General features: G+C 41.4%; 19 protein-coding genes and 4 pseudogenes. 3 read left to right on the top strand and 20 right to left on the bottom strand.

The genetic code is table 11. From position 1 onward, the window contains the following. Positions 1 to 342: 342 nt before the first annotated feature. From ABE547_RS09230 to ABE547_RS09215, 4 genes are all read right to left on the bottom strand, one after another. Complete coding sequence (locus ABE547_RS09230) at positions 343 to 1131, bottom strand: ABC transporter permease (protein ID WP_347378492.1); 789 nt, start codon at positions 1129 to 1131, stop codon at positions 343 to 345. After that, positions 1128 to 2051 (bottom strand): ABC transporter ATP-binding protein, encoded by a 924-nt coding sequence (locus tag ABE547_RS09225; RefSeq protein ID WP_347378491.1) that lies wholly within the window; start codon positions 2049 to 2051, stop codon positions 1128 to 1130. The genes ABE547_RS09230 and ABE547_RS09225 overlap by 4 nt, the downstream gene beginning before the upstream one ends. Then, positions 2048 to 3169 (bottom strand): helix-turn-helix domain-containing protein, encoded by a 1122-nt coding sequence (locus ABE547_RS09220; protein WP_347378490.1) that lies wholly within the window; start codon positions 3167 to 3169, stop codon positions 2048 to 2050. Before ABE547_RS09220 ends, ABE547_RS09225 begins: the two co-directional genes overlap by 4 nt. A 92-nt stretch (positions 3170 to 3261) precedes the next feature. After that, on the bottom strand, positions 3262 to 3525 hold the full coding sequence (locus ABE547_RS09215) for a hypothetical protein (RefSeq protein ID WP_347378489.1): 264 nt from the start codon (positions 3523 to 3525) through the stop codon (positions 3262 to 3264). A 384-nt stretch (positions 3526 to 3909) separates the two neighbouring features. On the opposite strand from ABE547_RS09215, the gene ABE547_RS09210 reads away from it, so the two are divergent. Then, positions 3910 to 4167 carry an AbrB/MazE/SpoVT family DNA-binding domain-containing protein gene (locus ABE547_RS09210; RefSeq protein ID WP_347378488.1) on the top strand — a complete coding sequence of 86 codons (258 nt, stop codon included), beginning with the start codon at positions 3910 to 3912 and terminating at the stop codon, positions 4165 to 4167. Positions 4168 to 4239: 72 nt separating this feature from the next. Here ABE547_RS09210 and ABE547_RS09205 read toward each other — a convergent pair. The 6 genes and pseudogenes from ABE547_RS09205 to ilvD form a co-directional block, all read right to left on the bottom strand. Continuing rightward, positions 4240 to 4704: pseudogene (locus ABE547_RS09205) on the bottom strand (GNAT family N-acetyltransferase); the annotation flags it as partial. Between the two features lie 51 nt (positions 4705 to 4755). Then, a pseudogene (locus ABE547_RS09200) lies at positions 4756 to 5010 on the bottom strand (GyrI-like domain-containing protein); the annotation flags it as partial. Beyond that, positions 5010 to 5360, bottom strand: a complete 351-nt coding sequence (locus ABE547_RS09195) for a TIGR04076 family protein (RefSeq protein ID WP_235415436.1) — start codon at positions 5358 to 5360, stop codon at positions 5010 to 5012. The pseudogene ABE547_RS09200 and the gene ABE547_RS09195, both read right to left, overlap by 1 nt. 13 nt (positions 5361 to 5373) lie before the next feature. Next, positions 5374 to 6285 carry a YafY family protein gene (locus ABE547_RS09190; protein WP_347378487.1) on the bottom strand — a complete coding sequence of 304 codons (912 nt, stop codon included), beginning with the start codon at positions 6283 to 6285 and terminating at the stop codon, positions 5374 to 5376. A gap of 324 nt (positions 6286 to 6609) precedes the next feature. Continuing rightward, on the bottom strand, positions 6610 to 7596 hold the full coding sequence (locus tag ABE547_RS09185) for an ornithine cyclodeaminase family protein (protein WP_347378486.1): 987 nt from the start codon (positions 7594 to 7596) through the stop codon (positions 6610 to 6612). A 132-nt stretch (positions 7597 to 7728) separates the two neighbouring features. Then, positions 7729 to 9408, bottom strand: coding sequence for a dihydroxy-acid dehydratase (gene ilvD / locus ABE547_RS09180; RefSeq protein ID WP_347378485.1), 1680 nt, complete (start codon positions 9406 to 9408; stop codon positions 7729 to 7731). 243 nt (positions 9409 to 9651) lie between these two features. Between ilvD and ABE547_RS09175 the strand changes: the two genes are divergently transcribed. Continuing rightward, the gene (locus ABE547_RS09175) at positions 9652 to 10521 is read left to right on the top strand and encodes a LysR family transcriptional regulator (protein ID WP_347378484.1); all 870 of its coding nucleotides are present in this window, start codon (positions 9652 to 9654) and stop codon (positions 10519 to 10521) included. A 78-nt stretch (positions 10522 to 10599) separates the two neighbouring features. On the opposite strand, the gene ABE547_RS09170 is transcribed toward ABE547_RS09175, so the two are convergent. The 10 genes and pseudogenes from ABE547_RS09170 to ABE547_RS09125 all read right to left on the bottom strand — a co-directional run. Beyond that, entirely contained in the window at positions 10600 to 11307 is a 708-nt protein-coding gene (locus ABE547_RS09170; protein WP_347378483.1) for a GntR family transcriptional regulator, read from the bottom strand. Positions 11308 to 11407: 100 nt separating this feature from the next. Beyond that, a complete protein-coding gene (locus ABE547_RS09165) occupies positions 11408 to 12088 on the bottom strand; it encodes an aminotransferase class V-fold PLP-dependent enzyme (RefSeq protein WP_347378482.1) in 681 nt (226 codons plus the stop codon). Positions 12089 to 12099: 11 nt separating this feature from the next. Next, positions 12100 to 12288 carry a hypothetical protein gene (locus tag ABE547_RS09160; protein ID WP_347378481.1) on the bottom strand — a complete coding sequence of 63 codons (189 nt, stop codon included), beginning with the start codon at positions 12286 to 12288 and terminating at the stop codon, positions 12100 to 12102. Beyond that, positions 12288 to 12596, bottom strand: a pseudogene (locus tag ABE547_RS09155) (group II intron reverse transcriptase/maturase); the annotation flags it as partial. The pseudogene ABE547_RS09155 and the gene ABE547_RS09160, both read right to left, overlap by 1 nt. Before the next feature lie 521 nt (positions 12597 to 13117). Continuing rightward, complete coding sequence (locus ABE547_RS09150) at positions 13118 to 13402, bottom strand: hypothetical protein (RefSeq protein ID WP_347378480.1); 285 nt, start codon at positions 13400 to 13402, stop codon at positions 13118 to 13120. Positions 13403 to 13422: 20 nt separating this feature from the next. Further along, positions 13423 to 14046, bottom strand: coding sequence for a response regulator transcription factor (locus ABE547_RS09145; protein WP_235232906.1), 624 nt, complete (start codon positions 14044 to 14046; stop codon positions 13423 to 13425). Further along, the gene (locus ABE547_RS09140; RefSeq protein WP_235232905.1) at positions 14043 to 15074 is read right to left on the bottom strand and encodes an ATP-binding protein; all 1032 of its coding nucleotides are present in this window, start codon (positions 15072 to 15074) and stop codon (positions 14043 to 14045) included. Before ABE547_RS09140 ends, ABE547_RS09145 begins: the two co-directional genes overlap by 4 nt. After that, positions 15071 to 16711, bottom strand: a complete 1641-nt coding sequence (locus ABE547_RS09135; RefSeq protein ID WP_347378479.1) for a hypothetical protein — start codon at positions 16709 to 16711, stop codon at positions 15071 to 15073. The genes ABE547_RS09140 and ABE547_RS09135 overlap by 4 nt, the downstream gene beginning before the upstream one ends. 142 nt (positions 16712 to 16853) lie before the next feature. Further along, the gene (locus ABE547_RS09130) at positions 16854 to 22616 is read right to left on the bottom strand and encodes a hypothetical protein (RefSeq protein ID WP_347378478.1); all 5763 of its coding nucleotides are present in this window, start codon (positions 22614 to 22616) and stop codon (positions 16854 to 16856) included. A gap of 235 nt (positions 22617 to 22851) precedes the next feature. Further along, positions 22852 to 23766 (bottom strand): annotated as a pseudogene (locus tag ABE547_RS09125) (reverse transcriptase domain-containing protein); the annotation flags it as partial. Positions 23767 to 23939: 173 nt separating this feature from the next. Between ABE547_RS09125 and ABE547_RS09120 the strand changes: the two are divergent. Beyond that, positions 23940 to 24491, top strand: coding sequence for a hypothetical protein (locus tag ABE547_RS09120; protein WP_235232902.1), 552 nt, complete (start codon positions 23940 to 23942; stop codon positions 24489 to 24491). Positions 24492 to 24507 lie beyond the last annotated feature (16 nt).

Raw genomic sequence — 24507 nt, 5'->3', positions numbered from 1 at the left:
TATTTTTCACCTCCGTAATCCAATTTACTCCATCATTGATTTCTAGTTTCAATGATATCCTGTTCCAGAAAAATGACCGGAGCCACACGGATTCCGGTCTGTTTTACACTGCATTTTTCATACTATGTGGAATTTTCCATTTGCAATGAAACCAATCTGGTGCACTCTCCTTTGCATCAGATTCTATGCATTGAAATTCTTCCACTTCCTATTCCCTGATGAAAATAATCCGCATGAACTGATACAGGTGCTAACATAACAATTTCAGAGGTTGAATTTTCATCATGGCCTCCTTCTCTTGTAGGCGATAACGGAATAATCAAAACTCCACATAACCATCATCTATTTCAGCAGTTTCTCATAAGTAAATCTTCTTGATGCCCCTCTAATAAGCAATACATCAATTACCACCAAAACCATACCCAATCCCAAAAGAAGCCCTGAATTTACCAGAATGACACCTGAAAATTGTCCTATGACGAGTGCAATAATCGGAAAAATCAGGAATACCGCACGTTGCTGGGCTTCTTCCATGGTTTGTGCCTTTGCGGAACCTCGCACTGTTACGGCGATCGCAATAAGCGAGACAGCCGGTGCAATAAACAGCAAAATAATAAGCCAGCTAATGTCAGGCATCAACGCATTTCCGGTCAAAAATAACATTTCAATTTCTAATACAAGCATCATTGCAGCAAAGGAGATGTATGAAACCATCATTCCAACTGAAAATCCAGCCAGTATTTTGGATTGAAACAACTGCTTTAATGAAAGCGGAGAATAAAGCAGAGTTTCCAACGTATGTTTTTCCTTTTCTCCCACAAAGGAGCTTGCTGCCATAACAGACGATGCCATAACAGGAATTATCAGGAAAAAAGCAGGCATGATTTTATTCAGCACAAGCCCTAAAATCATCTGTTCCTGATCGTGCGCCTCTGCGGTAATCGGCAACATCGTCAATAATCTCTGAAAATCTGAGATTGACCCCGGAACCAGTACCGTAACAAACACAATAATTGACGGCAGTACAATGGAAAGTGCTAGCGGCACCATAAGCATCACCATTAACACCTGCTTATTTGATGTAATACCTCGAATATCTTTTTTTATAAGGGCAAGTTGTTGTGCATTCATATATTTCCACGCTCCATTTCTCCATGCTTCCTGTCAATGAGGGAAAAATAAATTTCCTCTAATGACATCTTCTCTGTCGAAACCTGATAGATATCGCCGCCCGCCCCAACAATTCTTTTGACGATGAGCGGAATTTCATCCTCTGAATTCACGCTGATATCATAGGTGTGCTCTCCGATTTTTTCATATTCCATATCCTTTGGCAGACAACTTGCTTTCACCCGTACTTTCACTTTATCGGAAACCATAGAGCGAAGCTTTTCAATATTTCCGGCCGCAAATAAACTGCCTTTATCCATCAGACCGTATGTAGTACATATTTCCTGTGCATAGCGCAGCTGATGGGTGCATAAGAAAATCGTTGTTCCGCATGCGGCAAGTTCCTGAATCAACATATTGACATTTTGTGCACTTTCAGGATCAAGTCCGGAGGTAGGTTCATCCAGAAACAAAATCTCAGGGTCATGCATCAAGGCTCTGGCAAGTGAAAGACGCTGACGCATACCGGTAGAATAGGCAGACAGCTTGCGATGCTGTGCATCTGTCAAATCCAGTCGTTCCAGAAGTTCCTTTGCTCTCTTTTCACAATCAGACCGATTCATGCCAAATAGTGTGCCGTAAAAAATAAGATTTTCCATTCCCGATAAATGATCATACATTTGTGCATGTTCTGTAATCACACCTGAGATTTGATGTAACTCTTCCGGATTTTGGACAGGATCAATATCAAATACTCTGCAATTGCCACTTGATGGAGTAAGCATACCACAAAGTAATTTGATTGTTGTAGTCTTTCCTGCTCCGTTAGGTCCCAGAAAGCCAAAGATCTCTCCCTTCTCCAGGCAAAAGCTGATATGATCGACTGCCTTGTTTCCTCCGATATAGATTTTAGACAAATTATCCGCTAATACTGCACTCATATCGCACCTCCCAACAATTTACATTTTAATCTTTCCACAATTCTCTGAAATTGAGGTTCATCAGAAAGCGCGGTAAAAGCAGGATTCCTGACAACACCGTCGACCATACTTTGACGGATAATCTTGTCATCGCGTGGTAAGGAATCTCCTAAATCCAGCGTTTCTATCCACTCTCCAAGTAAATTGAAATAATCGTCTCCTCTAAGCTTAAGCGGATAAATATCTCCTGTGACAAGTTCTGCATATTCCTCAAGAATTTCAAGGGCTTTATCTGTATTTCCCGCCATTGTATATCCCTGGGCACTAATGATGTAGAATTTCACCAACAGTGCAGGATGAAGATTTTTCAAGTCAAAATACTCAATAACAGCAAGTGCTCGTCTGTATGTTTCCTCAAACTGTTCCGTCTCATCAATGCAAAGCGACAAATAGTTGCTGAGTGCATCAAAAAGAGACAGCATATGTTGATAGATTCCAATCTGTAAAACTGATTTTGCCTGTCTTTGCTTACCGAGCATCTGATATGCCGTTGCAAGCAATGTCTCTGAACTGATAATCTTGTTACTTGTTCCCTCCAACAGCTCTGTCACTTCTTCCGCTTTCCCCAAAGACAAGGCGCAGAAGGCTTCCATGTTAAGTGCAAGTCGGCATAGCTCAGCGTCTTCACTTTCACATTTTACACGAATAAAAAGCTCTTTCGCCTCCTCAATGGCCGCCATGCTTCTGTCCCTGTCACCGGATTCCATACTGTTATTCACAATCAATGAACCTATTTGAAAAAGTAACGGAAAGCATGAAAAATACTTTTTTGTAATTTTGCGGCACTCCTCCATAACCTCATCAAAAGGTTTTACTGAAAAATCGTAGGACAGGCTCAAATACAATTTATGAATATCCTCTTTACACATCTGCGGCTCGTACCCCATTAACTCATCAATACTGATATTAAAAAAAGCGGCAAGCTGCGGGAGAAATGTGATATCAGGATAGCTTTGCCCGATTTCCCATTTTGAAACAGCTGCTTTGGAAACACCGATGTAGTTTGCAAGCTCATCTTGTGTAAGTCCTTTTTCCTTACGCTTCTTTATAATTGTTCGCGCAATATTGATTTCTTTCATGTTTATCACCTCTACTATTATAGTAACAGTAGACAAAATCAACTACAATGGATTCATAATTGATTTAGGTTAAAAAAATCAACTGTTAGTTGTCACACTGGCGCACTATAAATATTGTACCCTTTTTCCGCCAGTTGCTCGTTCACTTTTCTATCTTTTGCTGATCCGGCTACCATACCTAACAGCATACCAATCGGCAGACCAAAACACATTCCTAATGCTCCATGCTCAAACAACAAATTGCCAAATGCGAGTCCAATCGATATTCCAAAGCACATTCCCATACTCGTTCCCATCCTTTGAAATCTATGACTCATTTTTTCCTGTTCTTTTGATTTGTTTTCTTCTGTTTTCATCTGAAATTCTCCCTCCGATTCAGTTTTCTTCATCATTGATTTCTAATTTCAATAATATCATGTTCAAAAAAAATGACCGGAACCACACGGATTACGGTCTGTTTTACACTGGAAAACAGCTGAAAGACTGTTGAAAACGTTCTTACATCCGGTTGATTTTCTCCTGCATCGTCTCTCTTGCGTTTTCATTTTAATGGAATCGGACAACAAAGGTTGTCTACCAGATCCTTTTGTAAATGTATTGCTCTCTGTTTTCATATCTATCATTTTTTCATTGGTTTCTTATAATTTTTCTTTTACTCCGTTTACTTTCTACCTTGAATTGGATATAATAGAATTAACCTCAAGTTTTCTTTAGATTTCAAGAATAGAAAGGATGATTTTATGAACCTTGCAAAAATTTCTTCAAACGGTCAGATCACAGTTCCGGTTGAAATCCGCCGTCTGCTCGGTCTGAAATCTGGTGATAAAATTCTGTTTTTGCAGAAGCAAAATGGTGAAATTGTAGTCAGCAATGCCTCTGCCCAGGCAATCCGCAAAGCACAGGCTGCCTTTTCCGGTGTGGCTGAGGAAATGGGGGGCTATAATGAAGATGATATTCAGGCACTTGTGGACGAAGTACGATACGGAAAGGGAAGATAATTATGCGGATTCTGATTGATACAAACATCCTTTTTTCTGCATTGCTCTTTCCCCGGTCAAAGCCCGCAAAGGCTCTGCTTCTTTGTCAAATGGCAGATACCAGAGCTGTACTCCATTGTCTGCTTCATCACAGGGTTCAAATCCTTTATATTTCAGGAACTTAGGATCTGAAAGAAATGGTTTCTTTTTTGCACACGACAAAATACATAGTCCTTTCTTTCCCTTCTGTTTACTGTCTTCCGTACAATAATTGAGCAGTTCGCCGGCGTATCCATGCCCCTTGAAAGAACCTGCAACCCACAGACAATCAATATACATATATCCTTTGGCATCAATTGGATTCCATGCATACTATGCAGGAATATATTCGATGAAACATTTCCCTCTCTCTACACTTTTCAAGAAAACCAAGCCTTCATCAAATCGTTCCGAAAGCCATGATTTTTTCGATGTAACCTGTACATCCTTATTATTTGAGATTGCGCAACAGATGTGCTCTTTCTCCAGATTTTCTTTTGTAACCTGGATAAATTCCATCTGACATTCCCTCCCTTTTTTACTAATCTCATTCATACCTTTATCCTTACCTTACAATTTACATATTGGATGCCTGATTACAGTCTTCCATTTCTCAGGAGCAACCTTTCTTGCATCAGACATATATATCTCATGGTGAAGTCTGCCATGGCTGAAGTCATTACGATATCCATGATCTTCCAGATATTTATCCATAATCGCAACTGTTGCGGGCTCATCATCAAACGGTCCGTGATGCATGATCTGAACACACAACCCCTCATCAACTGTAAGGAATTCGGCTCCGGAACAGTCCATTTTCTTCTCTACTCCTGATAATATTTACCCTTGTAAAAATTCTCTGCGCCTGTCTTTTCGACAGTCATTCGAAAGCATACACATCCGTCCGGACAAACATAGTCCTTCACATTCGCTTCAATTCCTCCAACAAGCGTTAAATCTCCGCCGCTTCTGACAGCCTGCATATCACCGTAAAGGATCTGCATCATTTTAGAACATATTCCATAGCCCTGCTCATTCACAGGACAGCCGTATGTACAGGTGTATTTATCTCCTATTTCTTCACCATTTCTGCATAGGTGTTCTGTATGGTCACCTCTCAGAAAACCTGTTACCTCTATTGAAAATCTATATTCTTCATCATACCATTTCTTCATTACCTTAACCTCCCTATTCTTTCCTGTATTTTTCTGCAAGTTCCGAAGCGATACGAAACAGTTCCTCCTTTATAGACTCCGGTTCAAGAACAGTTACTTTGTCCCTGCATGAAAGCATCCAGGACAGCAGGCTCTCATCATCAGCATAATCATGCTCAAACAGAAGCCTTCCATCCGGCATCTCTGTAAAAGAGTCTATACCATATTCTTCCATCAGATGCCATTTCATTGACGGATGAAAAACTGCTTTTATTTTTCCCTGTGGCGGAAACACCTTCTCATTAGATAAGTCCGGTATTGGAACTGCTCTTCTTTTTTCAAAATTTCCGGCATGTACCAGTTCTGCCATTCGATTCAGTTTGAACATTCGATAGTCGTTCCTTAGCAGACAATATCCATAAACGTACCAGCTTGACCATTTGAAAATCAGAAAATACGGTTCCATTTCCCTCTCCGTATTACCGCCCGGAGCATAATACCTAAACTTTAGTGTCTTTCCAAGCTCGATCGCATCCTGAATCAGTTCAATCTTTGGTGACAGAGAAGCCTTATCCCATGATGACAGATCGATAAGAATCGATTCATTTCCACTGACAAAATCAGAGGATCCGGCCTTGAGTTTTTCCATAAGCTGCCCATAATAATGGCTGCCGCTTACGCTGTCAAGACTTCGAAGACCGGCCATGATCATCTGCATATCCTTCGATGACAGAATCGTCCGATCCATCTTATAGCCATCCATGATGCGAATACCACCGCCTGCACCCTGTGATGTAAAGATCGGAATACCGGCCTTGCATAAATCTTCAATATCTCTGTTTATTGTTCTTCTTGAAACCTCAAACTTTTTCGCCAATTCCGGAGCAGTTATTTTCTCTTCCTGTAAAAGAATAGAAAGAATACCGATAAGCCTGTCTATTTTCATATCTCTTTCACTTCCTGATTCATTATACCATCTGTAACACGACACCTGTATGTCATGTTCAATTTATATTATACACAAAATAATAAGGTAAGCAACAAGGCACGAAGCTTCTGCTTCGTGCCTTGTCTGAGTTTCCAAATTAATCCAGAGAGAAATAATTCGGCTTTATATATTGTATTCGGGGAAACAATATTCTTAAAAATTTGCTTCTACATACAGATCTTTGTCATCAATCTTATGTCATTCTTAACTTCCTCGCTTCTTCCAGGATACATTTTAATTGAAATATGCGGCATATTACTTCCACCTTTCTTTCTGTTAACCTTATTTTAATTCAAGTCCGATTCCGAGTTCAACCGCTCTGTCATAGATGACCTTAGCTGCGCAGAGATCCTGTGCTGCCACGCCAACTGTCTCGTATACAAGAATCTCTTCATCGTTTTCTCTTCCGGCGATCTTTCCGAGAGATACATCTCCGATATTTCCTGTAATGTCAGCTTCAGAAATAATTCCTTCTGCCATTGGAATCAGAAGATCTCCGGTCTCTGCAAGAGCTGCGCTCACAGAATCACAATATATTTTACTTGCTCTCGGGAGCACTGCCGGATCCATCTCATGCTTATGTGGTTCGTATGTTCCCACACAGCTGATCGTACATCCCGGTTTAATCTTTGTTCCGTCGAATACCGGCTTTGGTGAAGGAGTAACCGTAATAAATACATCTGCATTTTCCGTTGCTTCATCAGCATTGTCAGCCGGTGTTATTTTGGTTCCGTAATGCCCCAGCTCTTCACTCATTGTCTTACAGAAGTTTTCCAGTCTTTCCCGGTTCAAATCATAAACCTTAACTTCTTCAAGATCACATGCACAAATCATAGCCTCAAGCTGTGTTGCAGCCTGTCCGCCTGTACCGATCATTCCACCGATCTTTGCATCCTTTTTAGCTAAAAGCTCAAATGCAACTCCTGATGAAGCACCTGTCCTTAACTGCGTAACATAATTGCCGTCTAAAATAGCCTGAACATATCCGGTTTTACCGTCAATCAGCATCGTCTGTGCCGGAGCACTGATCAATCCCTTTTCAATATTCTTTGAGAAAATATTAATAACCTTCACCGCTGCTGCATCAAGACTCTCTGCATAAGCCGGCATAAACAGGAACTCGCCTTCTGTCTTTGGTGCCGGAATTTTTACTCTGAGCGGGATATCTACTGTATCCTCTGCTACCATCTCAAACGCATTCTTGACAGAAGCGATGATTTCTTTCATTGTAATAACTTTTTTGATATCTTCTCTTGATAAATATAACATGTGATATCTTTCCTCCTGATTCTTTTAAATATTTGCTATTCAGCGTTGTTTTCTCTGTCCTTCTTATTAGAAATCATAAAAGAAATTGCCATATAAATCAATACTACTGCAACAATATATGTCGAAAATCTCTTATACGTGATGATAATTATAATTTGCACTCAGATCCCATGGCTGCATTGCACCGCCCTGTTCTGCCGGTCTGCAGTTCTCTGCATAGATCTTAAGCACACCCTTTTCCTGCTTCAGTGCCGGACGAACCCAATTCTTTCTTCTCTCCGCAAGAACTTCGTCTGACACAAGAAGATTCACATTACCGCCTGCGATATCCATCTCGATCTCATCGCCATTTTCGATCAGTGCGATCACTCCTCCATCATAAGCCTCCGGAGAAACATGACCAACGATTGCACCGTAGTTAAATCCTGAGAAACGTGCATCTGTGATCAGACCAACACTCTTGTGAAGATCTTTCGCGATCAATGCATCGATACTGAGCATAAGTTCTTTCATACCAGGTGCGCCTTTACATCCTTCGTAACGGATGACAATGATATCACCCGGAACGATCTCTCCGGCCATGATCGCATCGTAAGCCGGCTGATCTCCCTCAAAGACTTTCGCCTTACCCTTAATGTACATGACTTCTTCAAATACAGCCGTAGGTCTTACGATTGCACCTGCCGGAGAAATGTTACCACGAAGAATCTTAAGTCCAGGTTCTTTTGCAACCGGGTTATCAAGAGAATGAATGACCTCGTTCGTCTGAGGCTTCACTGTTGCAAGAATATCTCCCCATGTATTTCCATAAATTGTAGGAGCATCTGTGTGAAGCTTTGACTCAAGCTGTTTCATAATTCCTTTTACACCACCGGAATAGTGAAGATCGACAACTGTGTATGGTCCACTCGGAATTACTGCATTGATACAGTAAATCTCTTTTGCATATTTTTCAAAGTCAGCAAGTGTAAGTTCAATTCCAAGTTCATATGCATAAGCCAGAAGATGAAGTACTGCGTTGGTAGAACCGGCAACTGCCATATCAAACATAATTGCGTTTTCCAGAACGTCTTTTGTGATGATATCCTTTGGAGTTCTTCCTTCTTTTGCCATTTTTACCATATATTTTCCGGCAGCTCTTGCAGCTCTGAGTCTTGCATTGTCAGATGCAGGAATGGTGGATGTTCCCGGCATAACAAGATTCAAAACCTCTCCAAGCATCTGCATTGTATTGGCAGTTCCCATGGAAGGACATGCACCAAATGATGGACATACGCACTCTTCCATTTCCATAAGCTCCTCTTCACTTGCGCCTGAGAATCTTGCTGAATCAAGGTCCGCCTCAACAACCGTCTTTCCGCAATAGTTCCCTGCCTGCATTGATCCGCCTGTAACAACCATAGCCGGAATATCCAGTCTGCATGCTGCAAGATAACATCCTGCAATGATCAGATCACATGATGCAACACAGCAGATTGCATCAAAATTGTGTACTCTTGATACGAACTCAATTGACATTGCTACAATATCTCTTCCGACCTGTTCGTATTTCATCTCATCTGCACCATTCGCAACGTTTCCGCATGTTGCCGGAATTCCAAACTCAACCGGAATACCTCCTGCTGCCCAGATACCTTCCTTCACTGCTTCAGTAACCTGACGTAAATGTGCAGTTCCCGGAGATGCTGACATATAAGAATTAGGTACCCCAATATGCGGTTTCTTACGTATATCCTCATCCGAATATCCGGCAGCCTTCATCATTACTCGACGGTGAGCAGTCTCCACTCCATTCCAATAACTGTAGCCCATTTCATTTCCTCCTTTATAACGTACATGTTTGACAATTTATTATCATTATTCTGTTTCCATCATACACTTTTCCGTATGTAAGAAAAAGCTACAAAAACTTACTATCTTATTCATTTTTTCTAACATCTTGACAAACCCACCCATTTTTCGTTATAAATAAAGTAAATCTAACAATATATAATAGAATTTGTTACATTTACTACCATTCACCAATTGTTTTCATTGTAAAAAGGAGTACTCGCTATGAATAAATACAAAGTGATACTGACCGTTTATGAGGAGAAAAGCATATCAAAAGCTGCAAACAAACTGAATTATACTCACTCAGCAGTCAGTCAAACGATCAAAGCCTACGAAAAGCAATTGGGGGTTTCCCTCTTTTGCCGCACCAAACACGGCATGGAGGCAAACCCATTTTGTGAAAGCATCTTTGATTGCCTGAAAGCGGTCTGTTTTGAACTCGATCATTTGGAGCACATTGCCAGGGATCTCCAGAGTGTAGACAAAGGCAAGATCCGCATTGGAACGATCCAGAGTGTCGCCTATCACTGGCTTCCGGACCTGTTAAAAGACTTTTCCGAAAAATATCCGAATGTTGATTTTCATATGACAGTAGATGGATTTCAGGGATTACATAAAAGACTGGAAGATCGGGAAGTTGATTTGATCTACACCACATCTGTAGCCGCGGAAGGCATTTCTTTCATCCCTCTTTTCAAGGACGAATTGATGCTCGTCACTCCGGTGAATCATCCGCTTGCAGACAGATTATACGTTCCATTTGCAGATATTAAAGACGAACCCTATATCCTTCCTTCTGATGAACTTGATTATGAGACAGGCGAACTTTTCCGCCAAAATCAGATAAAACCTCACATTCGCTATCGTCTTAACGATGATTATGCGGTATTGAAAATGGTGGAACAGGGATTTGGGATAACTATTCTTCCGAAGCTTCTGATCCATAATGCTCCGTTCGACATCTGCGTCAGGCCATTTGCAGAACATTTTTATCGCACGATCGGAATCGCATTCAATCCTACCGAAGGAGTACCGCGTGTAATTAAAGAATTCCTGAATCACGTGCAGGAATACACAAAGAAAACTTTATGAATATTATCAGACCAATAGAAAATATTCTGCACCATTAACTTTTATAAAAGAGCTAAACTCTTGAGATTCAACATCCATTTAGTCATAATAAATCTGCCAGTCACCATCGATACAGTTGCCCATGGATGTCTCAATCCACGCCACCGCTCCATCGGTGTCCCTGTCGCGGATATAAGACCACATCGTATAATTACTCTCATACAATGCCTGCACTCCATACAAATCACAGAAGCGCTCCCACATGGTAAAAATAGGCGCTTTAAAGGATTGGAATATAAGCGGAATCAATGTATTTCCTGACATAAGGGCAAATTCATGCTGGAATTCAAAAGCTGCCTGAATAGCTATAGATACTTTGCTTGCATCACGGATCTCATTCACTTTACCAAGAAGAAGTTCCACCTCTTCATCAGTGATACGGTCAATACAGAGTCTTGCCGCCAGCGTATCAAGCGCAATCCGCACTTCAAAAATGGAACGGATTTCCTCATTGCGGATACGGCCCCCGTTATATTTCATAATAGAAAGAAGCGTATTGATCGTCCCTTTTCTTCTGTAATCAGCCACATACGTTCCACTCCTCGGTTTTACTACCAGAAATCCCATCTTCTCAAGTTCTGTGATCCCGCCATTTACAACTGCACGGCTAACCTGCATCATTTCCGCAAGCTGCCTCTCCGGCGGCAATTTTTCTCCAATCTTAAGCTTTCCCGAAAGAATCATATGTTGAAGCTGCTCCACAAATAATTCACGCAGTGATGGTGAACTGATTTTCTTAAATTCCATACTCTGCCTCCTGCTCTGATCTGGTATGTCCAATAACCAATTCTATATCTTTATTATAAAGAAAAAGGACCGTTTTGCAACAGTCCTTAACCTTTTTCAATTACTCTGCCCGTTCCATAGCAAGCCTGTAATCTCTCTGATCTGTAAATATCTCGTTCTTATATGGATTCTTCTTCTGCTCTTTTGCCCGTTTGATAATCACTGCCAGGCATAATACATTCGCTGCCAGAGCAATCAGTGCAACGACTCCCTGCATGGTCGGATCAGCTGCCGTCGGACGAACTGACGGATCCATGAATCCATCTGCATAGATGATTGGAATCGTTGTAAATCGGCTTGCATCCTGGAAAAGTGGGAATACCTGTGCAAACATGCACCAAAGTGCCACACGGATATATTCAACATGAAATCGGTCTTTTATATTATTTTCACTACTGTGGCACAGTGCTTTTTCAGCCGCATTTGCAGCTTTAATTACAGAATCATGTTCAACTGATGATATCAGGATGCGCTTCTTATCAGAGAAACGAAGATAATCCAGAACACCAAGGATTGCCATGTTATTTGCTTCGCTTCCGCTAGATGTGAATATAATCTGCCCCTCTTTCGCCCCTATGAAATCTGCAACATTCTTCCGTGCTGTTTCAATCGCTTTTGCTGCCGTTCTACCAAACTCATACTTTGTACCCGCATTACCATATTCTGTAGTAAGATATGGCATCATAGCTTTCAAAACATCCGGATGGATTTTTGTAGTTGCAGCATTATCTAAATAAATCATCCCATCACTCCTTAATGAGAAATCTCAAGAGTCGGGAACTCATCTTTATACCATGTGAAATGAAGCTCAGAAGCCTTGTCCATATCAACCACCTGTCCATCTTTGACAACCAAAACATTTCTTGGGTCATGTTCGTCATATAAAATCAGAGTTCCTTTATCATATTTTTCACTAACTGCTTGCGCTAACATTAAGTTCATACTTTCTGCATCTTTAATGGAGTATATTTCCCTCTAAGTATGCGGTTGATTAACTCCTGTTGATGTTCCTTTAGGTATGGCAGGGCTTCTTCAATGGTCATTCCATCAATACCTGCCGCCCCTTTGTTCGCCTTCACTCTTTTATACGCTCTGTTAAGATTATCTTTATAAAGAATCGCTTCCAAGAGCTTCGACTGTGCACTGTCTCTTTCTTTCCATATCCGATTGAACGACCTTGACGCTTTCGCATACCCTTCATGTTCCGCACTATCTCTTTGCGAACAGCCACTGTTCGTGTTTTCTGTCATAAACGGTCATTCCTCCTTTCTCGGTCATACTCAAGGCTCCTACTGATTCGGTCCTTCACCCGAATGAGGCGTGCTTCATTTTGGCTACTATGACCTCTGCTGACTTCTGTGTGTTCAGCAACACCTCGTGATGTTGGTTTCTCCTCTCAGAGCGTATCACACAGACCTCCCTAGGTACCACACGTTTCCTTCTCTCCATCCATCTGCCACATTTATCATGCATGATTCCGTGTAGTTATCGGGCTTCGACTTGTGTTGCAGTCTTACCCTCATGCATAACCTCATATGTGATTTCTATTCGTCAGACCAGAGATTTGCCCGTGGGTTAGTATGTTACCCACATCCAGCTTCCTTCAGATTCCACCTCACGGTGGACACCCTTGCCTTCGGCTATATCCTTCCCACTACCGGGCGGATTCAGGACTTGCACCTGTTGGAAACGTGCGCCGCTAGGCGCACAATAACAAAAGCAGACAAGAGCCATTCGCATTTCTTGTCTGCTTTTATCCGACTATTCAGATTTAAATAACTTTAACCGCACGGGTAGTGATTGCAAAAGCGATCTCTGTTAGTGCCTCTTCAAAATCCGGATCGTCGGAGAATTCGAACGGAATTCCTGCCTGCATCAACATATCGCATAGATGCTGTTTTTGGGATTGCGTCAGATATTTAATTCCGATAGATACCAAACAAGAAAACTCCTCACTGGCAGCAACACCTCGCAAGATTCTCTGGTGAAAATCAGTTTTGCTCATTGCATTAATCTGTTTAATACATTTTTCTACATCAACCATGTATGTTACCATTAATATCATCCTCCCCCAATTTAATATTTTGGCAGAATCAGCCGCTTTTCTACCACCTCGGCCACCAACTGCAAGGTATTCTGGCAGCCCGTTTTCTGCAAAATATTCTTGATGTGGTACTTGACTGTATTTAGCGTAATATCCAGATCCGCCGCAATCTCCTCATATTTTCTGCCTTGCGCCAGCTCCCGAATAATATCAAATTCCCGAGTGGTAAATTCATTGCTGTTACTGTATCCAATGCGAATCACCGGCGTGTCCTCGGGATAAACATATTCGCCGTTCATCACCCTGTCGCAAACCTCCATCAAGTCAGTGTTGCTATATTCCTTATACCAAAAGCCGTTACAACCACACGCTTTCGCTTTCTGAATAAAGGAATGTTCCGGCATGGAGGTCATAATAATAATCTTGATTTTTGGATTATACTGCTTGATCTTTGCCGCAGCTTTCAGGCCGGATTCTTCGTCAGCCGTACATACATCCATCAAGATTAAATCGACACTTCCACGCAGACAGGCAATTTCTGCATTGGCTGCATTTTCTATGGAGGCGTACAGGACATATCTTTCTGATTTGGCAATCTGGCTCTCAATGGCATCGCGGGTAATCCTGGAATCTTCTACAACTAGAACCTGTATCATTTTCGTCCTCCTTTCTGGGGTTCATCAAAATCAAAGGGAATATCCACAAGCAGGGAAACACTGTTGTCGCAGAGTACTTTCAGGGTAGCTCCTTCTTGTTCTAATCGTTGCCGCAATGCGCTAAGACCATTGCCCTCCGTAATTTTTGAAACAGTAACGCCGCCGTTGTCGGATATCTCTATATGATAGTTTTTCTCGTCTTGCTCAATTTTTACCATCAATTCTGTGGCGTCCGCATGGCGTACCGCATTGGTGAGCGCCTCCCGAATGGCGGCATACAAAAGCTGTAATGCCTTGCGGCTTTTGGGCTGTTCTCCAAGGAAGGTAACCTTACAGCCAATCAGCTCCGCAACCTGCATCAGTTCAGACTGCAGAGAGGAATCGGGCACCGTCCATACTGTAGAGATATTGGAAAAATCATGAATGGCGCTGTTCCAATTTTCCCTCAGTACATCAGCGTTCTCAGCCAGACGGTCTTCCGTAATCGCCTTAGTGGTGGCCAGCAAACAATGCCCCAGCTCATCATGGATATGCATTTTCGCGGCAAGAATCTCTTTATTCAAATTGATTTCCACGATACTGTCCAGCAAGGCTTTCTGCCGCTTTTGAATCTCCTGCAGCCGGATAGTGTTCTCGTACAGTTCCTCGCTGAGCCGGTAGAGTTCTGTAATTTCCGCCGCCTCAACCTGAACGGTATTGGAATCAAGAAACCTCAGCTCAAAACGCCAGACCGAGTTGTCGGAGAAGCGGAAGAACAACTGTTGGTGGGTGCTTTCATTTTCATTGTTCATATCTTTTGGCAGCCAGGATTGGGTTAGCTTTTCCGCCTTGCCGTTATTAGCAAAGTTTGTTAGCTCCTCCCATGCCGTCTTTGCGTTCAGAATTGTATGTCCGGTCAGCTCCAGCATCAGTTTGTTCATCTTCTCATTAACGAGAATGACCCGTCCATCCAATGCGGAGAAGCAGATTCCGCCGGGGTAAGAGTCGATGGCTTTTTTAATCATTTTAGCTGACGTATTCTTTTTCATGACTGCACCACCTCTCCCTCCTGCAAGAGCAAAAGCCGATAACCTGCCGGAACCTTTTCTGCCTGAAGACGATATCCACCTTCTAAAGAACGAGGAACAAACTCGTGATCTGTACCGGTAATCTCAAAGCAAACCGTATCGCTGATTCGGATTGCCATAGAGGTCAGACAAAAATCCGCCTCCTCCAGAAGCGCTTCCAAGACCTTCATAATGAGAAGAATCAGCTCTGGTTCTAAATTCGATGTGGGGCAAAAATCCAAGCTTGTTCGAATACCGACATTCTTCATACATTTCGCCATATCCTGTAAGCTGATGGCTAAATCGCCCATCGGAATCGTCTGTTGCTCCTGATAAGTGAGCCGCAAGTTGCAGAATCGCTTGATATACGTGCCGATGAGGCAGATGCGTTTCCAGTCATCCGCCGTAATGTTTTTGTTCGATAAAAGTTCTGTCAACAAAGTAAGCTGCCCGGCCACCTCCGAGGATAGGCTGTCGTAAATATCATTGCGCGCCTGAATACTTGTCTCATCCGATTGAATGCGAATTTCCTGCGCCAGTAGATCCTGTTTTTCTTCCAATTCCGCATTCAGTCTCTGAAGCTCCCGCAAAGCTTGGTTGATCTGCGAGAGATCGGTTTGCCAGACCATATACCCGCCCGGGATTTGGTGCAGGTGCATGATAATATCTTCCGTAACAGAAAAATGCTGATTCAGCTTTAGAGCTTCCAGCATAGCAGGCGTGATTTCCGCCGTATTTTCCGATGCTGCAATCGTCTCCCCGCTTGATGGGAGAATCTGCATCGCCACCGTAGACCGCCGGAACACTTCCTCGTACTGCGTGTTTACCGGAATCAGTCCGACTAGGATATAAAGCTCCCAGCAAAGCACAAGAATGAAAATCAGTCCCGCCGAATATTCCACAATCTCAAACCGCACAACGTAGGCCGTCGCAGCATAAGGAATACTGAACAGGAACAGTAGGATCGGTTCATAGAAGGGGATCAGCTTCCGGTAAAGCGGATCTGACTTTGTCGTACCATTTCGTTGATAAATCACATATACCTGATAACTGATGATACTAAGTCCCCAAATATAGATGATATATGTGCCAATGTATGGATGAAAGTATAAATTCGGCTGTGGCTCATTTGGCACGATATAATAGAAAAAATGATACAGATTATCGTTCAATGCCATCACACTCAGAAAACAAGCCGGGATCAGGAGCAGATACCACTTTTTGCTGATCCGGTAATCCTCCGGCCTGCCGAGATAGAATGCGCCGTAAAGACCGAATAGCGGTATGAAAATGGCTGCTATATTGATAAAGTATCCGGTAAAGCGCATCCAGGGAATATTGACATAGAGGAATGCATCCTGGATAAAGCGAACAGTTAAATACAGGATACTGACGATATTCTGCGCCGTCAGGTGGCCACGCATGGCTTTCTGGGTAATTTTTGTTGTAATGGTATGCTGCCAGCAGAAGAGCAGAAACATATAGACCGCCCAGACAAGATATGGACGCAAAAAATCCTCCGGCAAGTACCGCATGCTGAACTGCCGGTATGCGGAAATAACAAACAACAAAATAGCTGCCGCAAAAAGTCGAACAATATATTTTTTACGCTCACCCATCATATCCCCCCTTTCTACTGAAAGATAATTTTAACCAATCTACAATGAATAATAAAAGTATTATAACATAAAAACAATACCCACAAGCGTAAGATGCAGAAAGTACCATTCGGCTTGTGGGTATTTCCCTTTTAATTAAATCTTATCTTTTCTTTTTGCGTTTGATAACGCATATACTGCCGGCCCCCGCTATAGACGCCACCGATAATGTGATCCACAGAGTCAGATCTGCGGAGTCTCCGGTCTTTGATGATGTTGTATCAGAAGTTAATTTTTCATTTTTTCCGGAGGAATTCTGGTTTCCATCTCCGGTGTCCGGAGAATTTGTTCCCCCAGATTCTTCTTGCTTCACAATCTTTAACTTCACATCAAGCTTACCATCATCAAAAATTACCTGAACGACGTGCTCGCCGTTTGCCAGTTTCTGAAGACAGGAAGGCCATAACTGAATACCGAGAACAGTTCCCGGATTTTCACCTCCGTCAATATCGTAATCAGCCGAATCCAGCCGTGTTCCATCAACCGTCACATTTCTGAAATGCTCAAGGCTTCCTTCTTTTTCAGGAGTTCTTCTTATAAACAACGGCAATGTCTTATTCGAATCTTTTGTCCAAACCAGATCGCCTGTCCTGATGATCTGATAATCAATGTCCGGCTGTTCTGGCTGTCCGGTTGGCGGTATTTTCTGTTTCTCTACGTGATTGTTGTCATTCTTACATACCCGGATCATCTCACCTGGTTCATCGGCGGTTGGTTCTTTACTGATTGTCCATTCACCCCAGTCGTGACCCTTTGGTAAAATAATCAAATCATCTTTTGAAACTTCTTTTTCACCATTCGTATCTTCAAAATACTTTCCGCAAAGATCACAATAATAATACTCTCTGTTTCCTGCTTCCTCACAAGTGGCTTCTTTTGCCCCAACTTTTGTTATACTGTGAATATGTTGAACCAGTTTTGGAATCACAACATCTTCTTCCGTGAGTTCCTTTTCACCATTTTCATCTGCAAAAATACGTCCGCATTTACAATGATAATACGCAATATTACCATCTGCTTCATAAGTGGCTTCTTTTGCCAGAACGAATACCAGCTCGTGTGTATGTGTCAATTTCGGGATCACACGTGTCTCTGCATGCGTACTATTATTCTCGCAGACACGCTGTTCCTGTCCTTCTTGTTCTTCCGTTGCCGGAACTATAACGATCCATTCACCCCAATGATGTCCTTTAGCCGGAATCAAAATATCCTCTTCCGAAATCTCCTTTGTACCCTCTGCATCTTTGAACCGGCCACCACATTCTTCACAAAGATAATATTCTATATTTCCGTCTGTTTCACAATCTGCTTCAGTGGCAGTAATTTTCTGCAGAACATGAACATGCTCCATAATCGGAACCTTCCATTCTATACGATACCGATAGGTACCCTCTACTTTCGGTACGGTAAAGGTATAATTTGACCAATTATCCAAATAGTAATAATTCTGCTCAGCATTTATCTCTACCGTATTGGATTCATCCCTAATATTGGTCAGAATCAGTGTTGGCTTCATTCCGTTTCCCTGATAATAATTATTGAAATTATTACCGGCGCCATCTGTCAGTTCACTCATACTGAGCACAATCTGCTTTCCTGCTTCTACAGAAGCCTCTTGCGTTGCTTCACCATTCATAAGAGCCGTCACATTGCCGTGGAACTGATTGGAAAGTTCGATATTGGTATTCGTATTTTCAGCAATATCTACTGTCTTGCTAATATTAATATTACTGCCATCCTTCAGTCGCGCTGAGATATAAATATTCTGTTCTCCTGTCTGGCAGACGATCTTTTGTCCATTCTCTACAGTCTGATCATTAACCCAGCCATCTGGCGAATCATAAGATACTTGAACAAGATCGTAAATAGTCGACCAATTCAGTGTAACCGTAGTCTCTGAAGAATTCTCCGGCAGTTCAAGGACTACATCCTGATCTGCTATTGTTATCTCCTGCCTGTTATGAAGGGCAACTCCATTTATCGTATAATCCGTCTCAATTTGATAATCTCCGGGAGCCAGTAACATCGTATCTGAATTTGCAGTAAAATCATAATTCATCAAGCAAATCACACTCTTTTGAATCTTGGCATCGCTTTCCTTATATGAAATCTTATGATAATCCTTCTTCAATTCTTTCAGATCAACCGAACCTTCCATTGTTCTTGGATCCATTTGATAAATTGCTGAATTATCACTGCATACAAGAGAAACTGTTTTGGCATTTGTAATATTCTTCCATATCGCATCATCAAAACAAATCACCGACTGGCCATCTTCAGTTTGTTCTACCGAAAGTCCATACGAAGATTCTGAGCCCCCCTGATTCTTCATAATTAGCAATGCATTTGTCAAATCTCCGGACGCATTGGTTAATACAACTTTTTTCGAAGTATCCTGTAAATGGATGGTTTGTTCAGAAGACAATTCATCCAAATCTTTTTCTATTGTTTGATAGTGTCCATTACAAGAATAGTTAATCTTAAGATGAACGTCTGAAATACCTTCGCCAATATATACCGTTTTGTCAAGCCAACAGTAGCCCGGCAACATTTTTCCATTTAGCTTTGCACAGGAAACTGAAATACTTCTTATATTCTCTGAATCTGCTGTTACCATTACCTTGCCAGATGGATTTCCCGAAATTTCTTTATTCTGAATCTTATTCAATGGGATTAGATCCATTCTTTCATCATTACCGACAATGAAAACCTTACAATCTTCAGAAGGTTTGTAGGACTCATCAAAATATATAGTCTCTTGATAAATCGTTTGTTTTGTTTTGTCATCATATGTAACATGACTGACAATCTCATAACAATCTGGATCAATCTTTTCAAAAGCATCTTCTTTTTCAACTACAAGTTCTGTTCTGGGGTTTCGTCCTACACAGGTAAACGATATACCCTTTTTGATTTTAACAGAAACAGGGATCTCTCCTGATATTGTTTTTGTCTCACTTGTTCCATCTTGATAAGTCGCTATGACTTTCAGTGTATGAGAATCTTTCTCAGCCAAATATTTTATCGGGAGCAGAGCAGAGTATCGATCTTTTCCATCACATTCATAAGTTTCTGTCCATGCATCCTCATCCAGACTAAATTGAACGGATTTCATCCACTTCCCATTTTTAAAAAGGGCTGAAACAAAGGCTCCTTTATCTGTTTCTTTTAATTCAATTAATTCCGGACTGATCTTAACAATTTCCGGAGCCTCCATTTTTTCAGCTCTCAAAACTTTTGTTGCCGTATTATTTTCAATGGTACGTTCTTCTACATATTCTGTCTTATTTTCCAAAGAAACGGTGATTTTATTTCTCTCTTTCTGAGGAGTCATGGTAAAACTTAAATCTGCAGATCCAAATGGTCCAACATACACGTTTTTCTCTGTATAGACAGTCTCTCCCTCTGCTGTCACACTGACATCTGTCCATCCACCACGTGGTCCACGATTATAAATTGTAAAAGGAATCTCCATTTTTTCTCCGATTATATTTTTCTCCTGATTGCGGATATTTTCTGCATAGATTGCAAAATCCGGGATACACCGAATATCATCTAACGTATCCAGGGAATCTGAATAAAACAGTGTTGAATCATCCGGTACCAATGTATTATATTCCGTATCTGCCGTCACCTTATAACTACCCGGATTTGTATCATAATCCCGAATAACAGTATTTACTCCCTGTTGAAAAGTATCTGTAACAAGAGCAACATTATAGAGACCTGACAAACCATTCGTTGTTATGCTTCCTATTTGTGTACCATTTACTTTAAATATCTGATTCGTCGTATCTTGATAAGCATAGGATAATGCTTCATTACTTAATCGACCTGTTGTGACTACTACATTTGCATCCGGATGAGAAGCGAAATCATCCTCTGTTAATCCTGTATTTCTTTTTCGTTTTGACTTGGAATTACCAAATAGTTCTAATATTTCTGCATTTGTATAACTGTTATTACCAAGCTGATAATATGCCCTATTCATTCCCCAAAATCCCTGCATTCCGCGTGCAAGACTATTTATTTTCACTTGACTCTTAACGCTTCCTACATTCGTGCATTGAGATCCATATACCAGTTGTTGGAAATAAAGTCCAAACTCCTCATCGCTCATATCTGAATATCGGATCTCATCCATTTTATTCAAAATTTCTATAGCCTTTTCCGGTCCTGCCGTAAAGAAGGAAACTTTTCCTTGGGGCGTGCTTTTAATGGCCTTGATTCCAACGCTCGCCATATGCATCAACAAATGCGCACTTGCTTTATCTTTCTCGCTTTTCTCAATGGTAGGATTAGACATCACAGCCATATATTTCCCTGCTTTTGCAGCATCAGACATATCACCAAAGACCTTTGAAATGCCTTTGGAAGCTTCTAATATATCCTTTGTATAATCTTTTGTCCCTACTTCAAACGCATCCCATGCCGTATCTCGAATGATGGATTTAACAAAAATTTCACCACCACCCATCTCTTTGCCGGAAAATGCTTCCCAAACTTTATCAAATATGAGCTTCGCATCCTCTTCTAAGTTAACAAAATTTGAAGCCTCTTTTAAATAAGTACTTATAGCGTCAAGATAATCAGCTTTCTCCAAATTAGCACTTGTTAGAACATAACACGCCACATGATCTCCAATTGATGTCCCATCTAATTTTGTTTGTTTATACTTGATTCGATTCTCTTGTGGTTCCGCTATCATATGACTAAAAACATTTGTTTCAATCGTAATTTGTTGCTGTTTCCCCTCTTCATCAATATATGGATAGGTTGCTGTCAGTGATATTGGATTCTCTTCACTAATTCCCCCCTCTTCCATATTCAAATGGCAAAGTTCAATAACTCTCTCTTCTGTCCATTCGTTGCTCCGTCTTTTCATAGAAGCTTTTGCCGAATCATTTGGAGTTTCAAAATTATCTGCAAATTCCGGCTGATCTATCGTATAATAAGAACTTTTCTCCTGATAAAGCGCCAGCCTCCACGCATCAATTTCCTTAACATCATCTGTTTTTTCAAAAGAAATAGATTGTTTAACATTTTGCTTACCGGAAGATACAATCAGTTCTCCTTCAACATTTGAAACATCATTCTCTTTCATAAGACCCAGATCACAAGACACCGTAGTCGAAACTGACTCCCCTGTATCCAACGTATAATTTTCAATTGCCGGTGAAAAGATCAAATAATCTTTCACACTATCACTTGCACTCAATGTAAGATCTGTAATTTTCTCTCCATTATTTGTGATACGATACGCTTTTTGAGCAGGTGATCCACTCTCTTGTGGTACGATACTCACATTGAAATCACTCTGTTTACAGTGGAAAAGAATACGTTTCTGGACAGCAGCGGACCAAAAACCTTCCTCACCATCATTCACATAGGCTGTAATAGGAATCCGATATGTATCTTCTGCAGCATTTTGAAGAAACACACTCAATTCAATTTCCTGTGTTTCCTGTGGCTCAATGACCATTTTTGCATTTTCAGAACCTTCCTGCACGAAATTAAGATATATATCCTCATAACTATTCTCAGCTTCCAGATAATATTGGACCATCTTCTCAGACTTATTGGTTACTTTCACCTTCACAGTCTGTGCATAATCCCTGTCAAGGGTAACTACATCACAGGAAAAATCAAGAATACCATTATTAAAAATTTCCTCGGTTCCTTCATCTGGCTCTTCCTGTTTCGGTGTAACCGTAATCGTATTTTCTCCTCCATCCGCCGAAAATATCAGCTTGTCCGAAGATGGATTTGCCATGACTGACAACGGAAACATTTGCACAATCATTACCAATAATAAAACGCCGGCTATGATTCGTTTTCTTTTTTTCTTTAATCTTCGCTCTCCCATACTCTCAAACTACCTCCATCATGGTCCTATTCCTCTATTTAAATCATTTTATCAAGTATGAAAACAAATTACCCCACACAAAAAGGTAGTTTTTTCAATTAATTTTAAAAATCATTCAAAAATATGCCGTACATAATCCTTTTTTATGTAAAGATTTTGGCAGAATCGAGTAGGAGGGAGTGATTAGCTCCCGTCCTCTCACACCACCGTGCATACCGTTCGGTACACGGCGGTTTCAATAGTTGACGTGCACAGACTGATAGGCTGTGGCTAAATCATAAAAGCCACTGTTTATCAGTCTTTCTTTTGTCATTGCTCTTTTGACCGTCGTCAAGTTTGCGCAGAACCAATGACCTCTGCGACTGTTAGCCGCCATATATGCATAGTATTCGGGAATCCCCATTTTAATCAGATTTCTCATCTTAGTCCTCGGGAGTTTCCATTGCTTCCATATGCACATTCGTATTCTGTGATAGAGCCATCCGTTGATCTCCTCGATATTATTCTTCATGCTTGCTATTCCGTAGTAGTTAAGCCATCCTCTCGCATACACCTTGATTTTTCCAAGGCTTGGCTTGATTGACTGTACAGACTTACGGGAAGATAACTCTTTCAGCCTCGACTTAAACTTCTTCCATGACTTTGAATGGACTCGAACATAAATACCGTTCCCATTCTTTCCCAATGCAAAGCCAAGGAACTTAAAATTTCGGATTGCAAACACGCTGACAGTACGGCTTTTCTCTCTGTTTACTGTAAGCTTCAGCTTTTCTTCAAGAAAACTTGTACTGCTTTCCAATAGGCTCTCCGAGGCTCGTTTGCTCTTTGCAAGGAGCACGATGTCGTCCGCATATCTTATGCATGGAACACCTCTCCTCAAGAACTCTTGGTCGAACTCATTGAGATAGATATTCGCAAGTAGTGGCGATAGATTGCCCCCTTGTGGCGAACCTTCCTCTGTCTCGATTACCACTCCGTTTTCCATTACTCCGCTTTTCAGATAGCGCTTAATCAGTTGCACCACTCGTTCATCCTTTACATTCTTACGAAGTAAGTTAATAAGGATTTCATGGTTGAGTGTGTCAAAGTATTTTGATAAATCCAAAACTACAGCAAATGTATATCCTTGCTCTGCATACTCCTTCACTTTATGAATCTGCTAAACGTACATACGAAGCTGCTGTTGAGCTTTTCGCATTCCTTTGTAAAGAATATGGGCTCAACCCGCTCGCTGACGGAGTAATTATTTCTCACAAAGAAGGTCATGCGAGAGGTATTGCTACAAACCACGGAGACCCGGAACATTTATGGAAGGGATTAGGTATGGGATATACAATGGATACGTTCAGACAGGCTGTTAAGGCTAAAATGGGCGGAACTACTGTAGTAACACCGCCGTCTAATCCTTCTAACCCGACAAACAAAAACTTCCCTGCTACTCCGTTTACCGTACAGGTAATCATTTCTGACTTGAATATCAGAAAAGGTGCTGGTATGGGATACGCTACAACTGGTGCTTACACTGGCAAGGGCACATTCACTATTACCGAGGTAAAAGATGGATGGGGCAAACTGAAATCTGGTGCTGGATGGATTTACCTTGAAAACGCATCTTACTGTACTATCGGTTCTACTGTTGGAAACACAGGCAATAAACCTGCTACGCCAAAAGTTCCGTATACAGTGCGTGTCAATGTAAGCGATTTGAATATCCGTAAAGGTGCTGGTACTAACTATGCGAAAACAGGTAAGTACACAGGCAAAGGGGTGTTCACAATTGTTGAAGAGAAGGCGGGAGCAGGCTCCGCTAAAGGCTGGGGTAAATTAAAATCCGGCGCAGGCTGGATTTCTCTTGACTTCTGCGAAAAAGTCTAATAATGATGGCGGGATT

This window comes from Dorea sp. YH-dor226 (genome assembly GCF_039832105.1).
In the GTDB taxonomy this organism is placed as follows: Bacteria; Bacillota; Clostridia; order Lachnospirales; family Lachnospiraceae; genus Dorea_A.
Note: the sequence above shows the minus strand (reverse complement) of the source record. Positions and strands in the feature narration are given on the sequence as shown.

Bases quoted from the DNA above. Each gene is read 5' to 3' on its own strand.
- ABE547_RS09230 (WP_347378492.1), bottom strand. From the start codon at position 1,131: ATGAATGCACAACAACTTGCCCTTATAAAAAAAGATATTCGAGGTATT.
- ABE547_RS09225 (WP_347378491.1), bottom strand. From the start codon at position 2,051: ATGAGTGCAGTATTAGCGGATAATTTGTCTAAAATCTATATCGGAGGA.
- ABE547_RS09220 (WP_347378490.1), bottom strand. From the start codon at position 3,169: ATGAAAGAAATCAATATTGCGCGAACAATTATAAAGAAGCGTAAGGAA.
- ABE547_RS09215 (WP_347378489.1), bottom strand. From the start codon at position 3,525: ATGAAAACAGAAGAAAACAAATCAAAAGAACAGGAAAAAATGAGTCAT.
- ABE547_RS09210 (WP_347378488.1), top strand. From the start codon at position 3,910: ATGAACCTTGCAAAAATTTCTTCAAACGGTCAGATCACAGTTCCGGTT.
- ABE547_RS09195 (WP_235415436.1), bottom strand. From the start codon at position 5,360: ATGAAGAAATGGTATGATGAAGAATATAGATTTTCAATAGAGGTAACA.
- ABE547_RS09190 (WP_347378487.1), bottom strand. From the start codon at position 6,285: ATGAAAATAGACAGGCTTATCGGTATTCTTTCTATTCTTTTACAGGAA.
- ABE547_RS09185 (WP_347378486.1), bottom strand. From the start codon at position 7,596: ATGTTATATTTATCAAGAGAAGATATCAAAAAAGTTATTACAATGAAA.
- ilvD (WP_347378485.1), bottom strand. From the start codon at position 9,408: ATGGGCTACAGTTATTGGAATGGAGTGGAGACTGCTCACCGTCGAGTA.
- ABE547_RS09175 (WP_347378484.1), top strand. From the start codon at position 9,652: ATGAATAAATACAAAGTGATACTGACCGTTTATGAGGAGAAAAGCATA.
- ABE547_RS09170 (WP_347378483.1), bottom strand. From the start codon at position 11,307: ATGGAATTTAAGAAAATCAGTTCACCATCACTGCGTGAATTATTTGTG.
- ABE547_RS09165 (WP_347378482.1), bottom strand. From the start codon at position 12,088: ATGATTTATTTAGATAATGCTGCAACTACAAAAATCCATCCGGATGTT.
- ABE547_RS09160 (WP_347378481.1), bottom strand. From the start codon at position 12,288: ATGAACTTAATGTTAGCGCAAGCAGTTAGTGAAAAATATGATAAAGGA.
- ABE547_RS09150 (WP_347378480.1), bottom strand. From the start codon at position 13,402: ATGGTAACATACATGGTTGATGTAGAAAAATGTATTAAACAGATTAAT.
- ABE547_RS09145 (WP_235232906.1), bottom strand. From the start codon at position 14,046: ATGATACAGGTTCTAGTTGTAGAAGATTCCAGGATTACCCGCGATGCC.
- ABE547_RS09140 (WP_235232905.1), bottom strand. From the start codon at position 15,074: ATGAAAAAGAATACGTCAGCTAAAATGATTAAAAAAGCCATCGACTCT.
- ABE547_RS09135 (WP_347378479.1), bottom strand. From the start codon at position 16,711: ATGGGTGAGCGTAAAAAATATATTGTTCGACTTTTTGCGGCAGCTATT.
- ABE547_RS09130 (WP_347378478.1), bottom strand. From the start codon at position 22,616: ATGGGAGAGCGAAGATTAAAGAAAAAAAGAAAACGAATCATAGCCGGC.
- ABE547_RS09120 (WP_235232902.1), top strand. From the start codon at position 23,940: ATGGGATATACAATGGATACGTTCAGACAGGCTGTTAAGGCTAAAATG.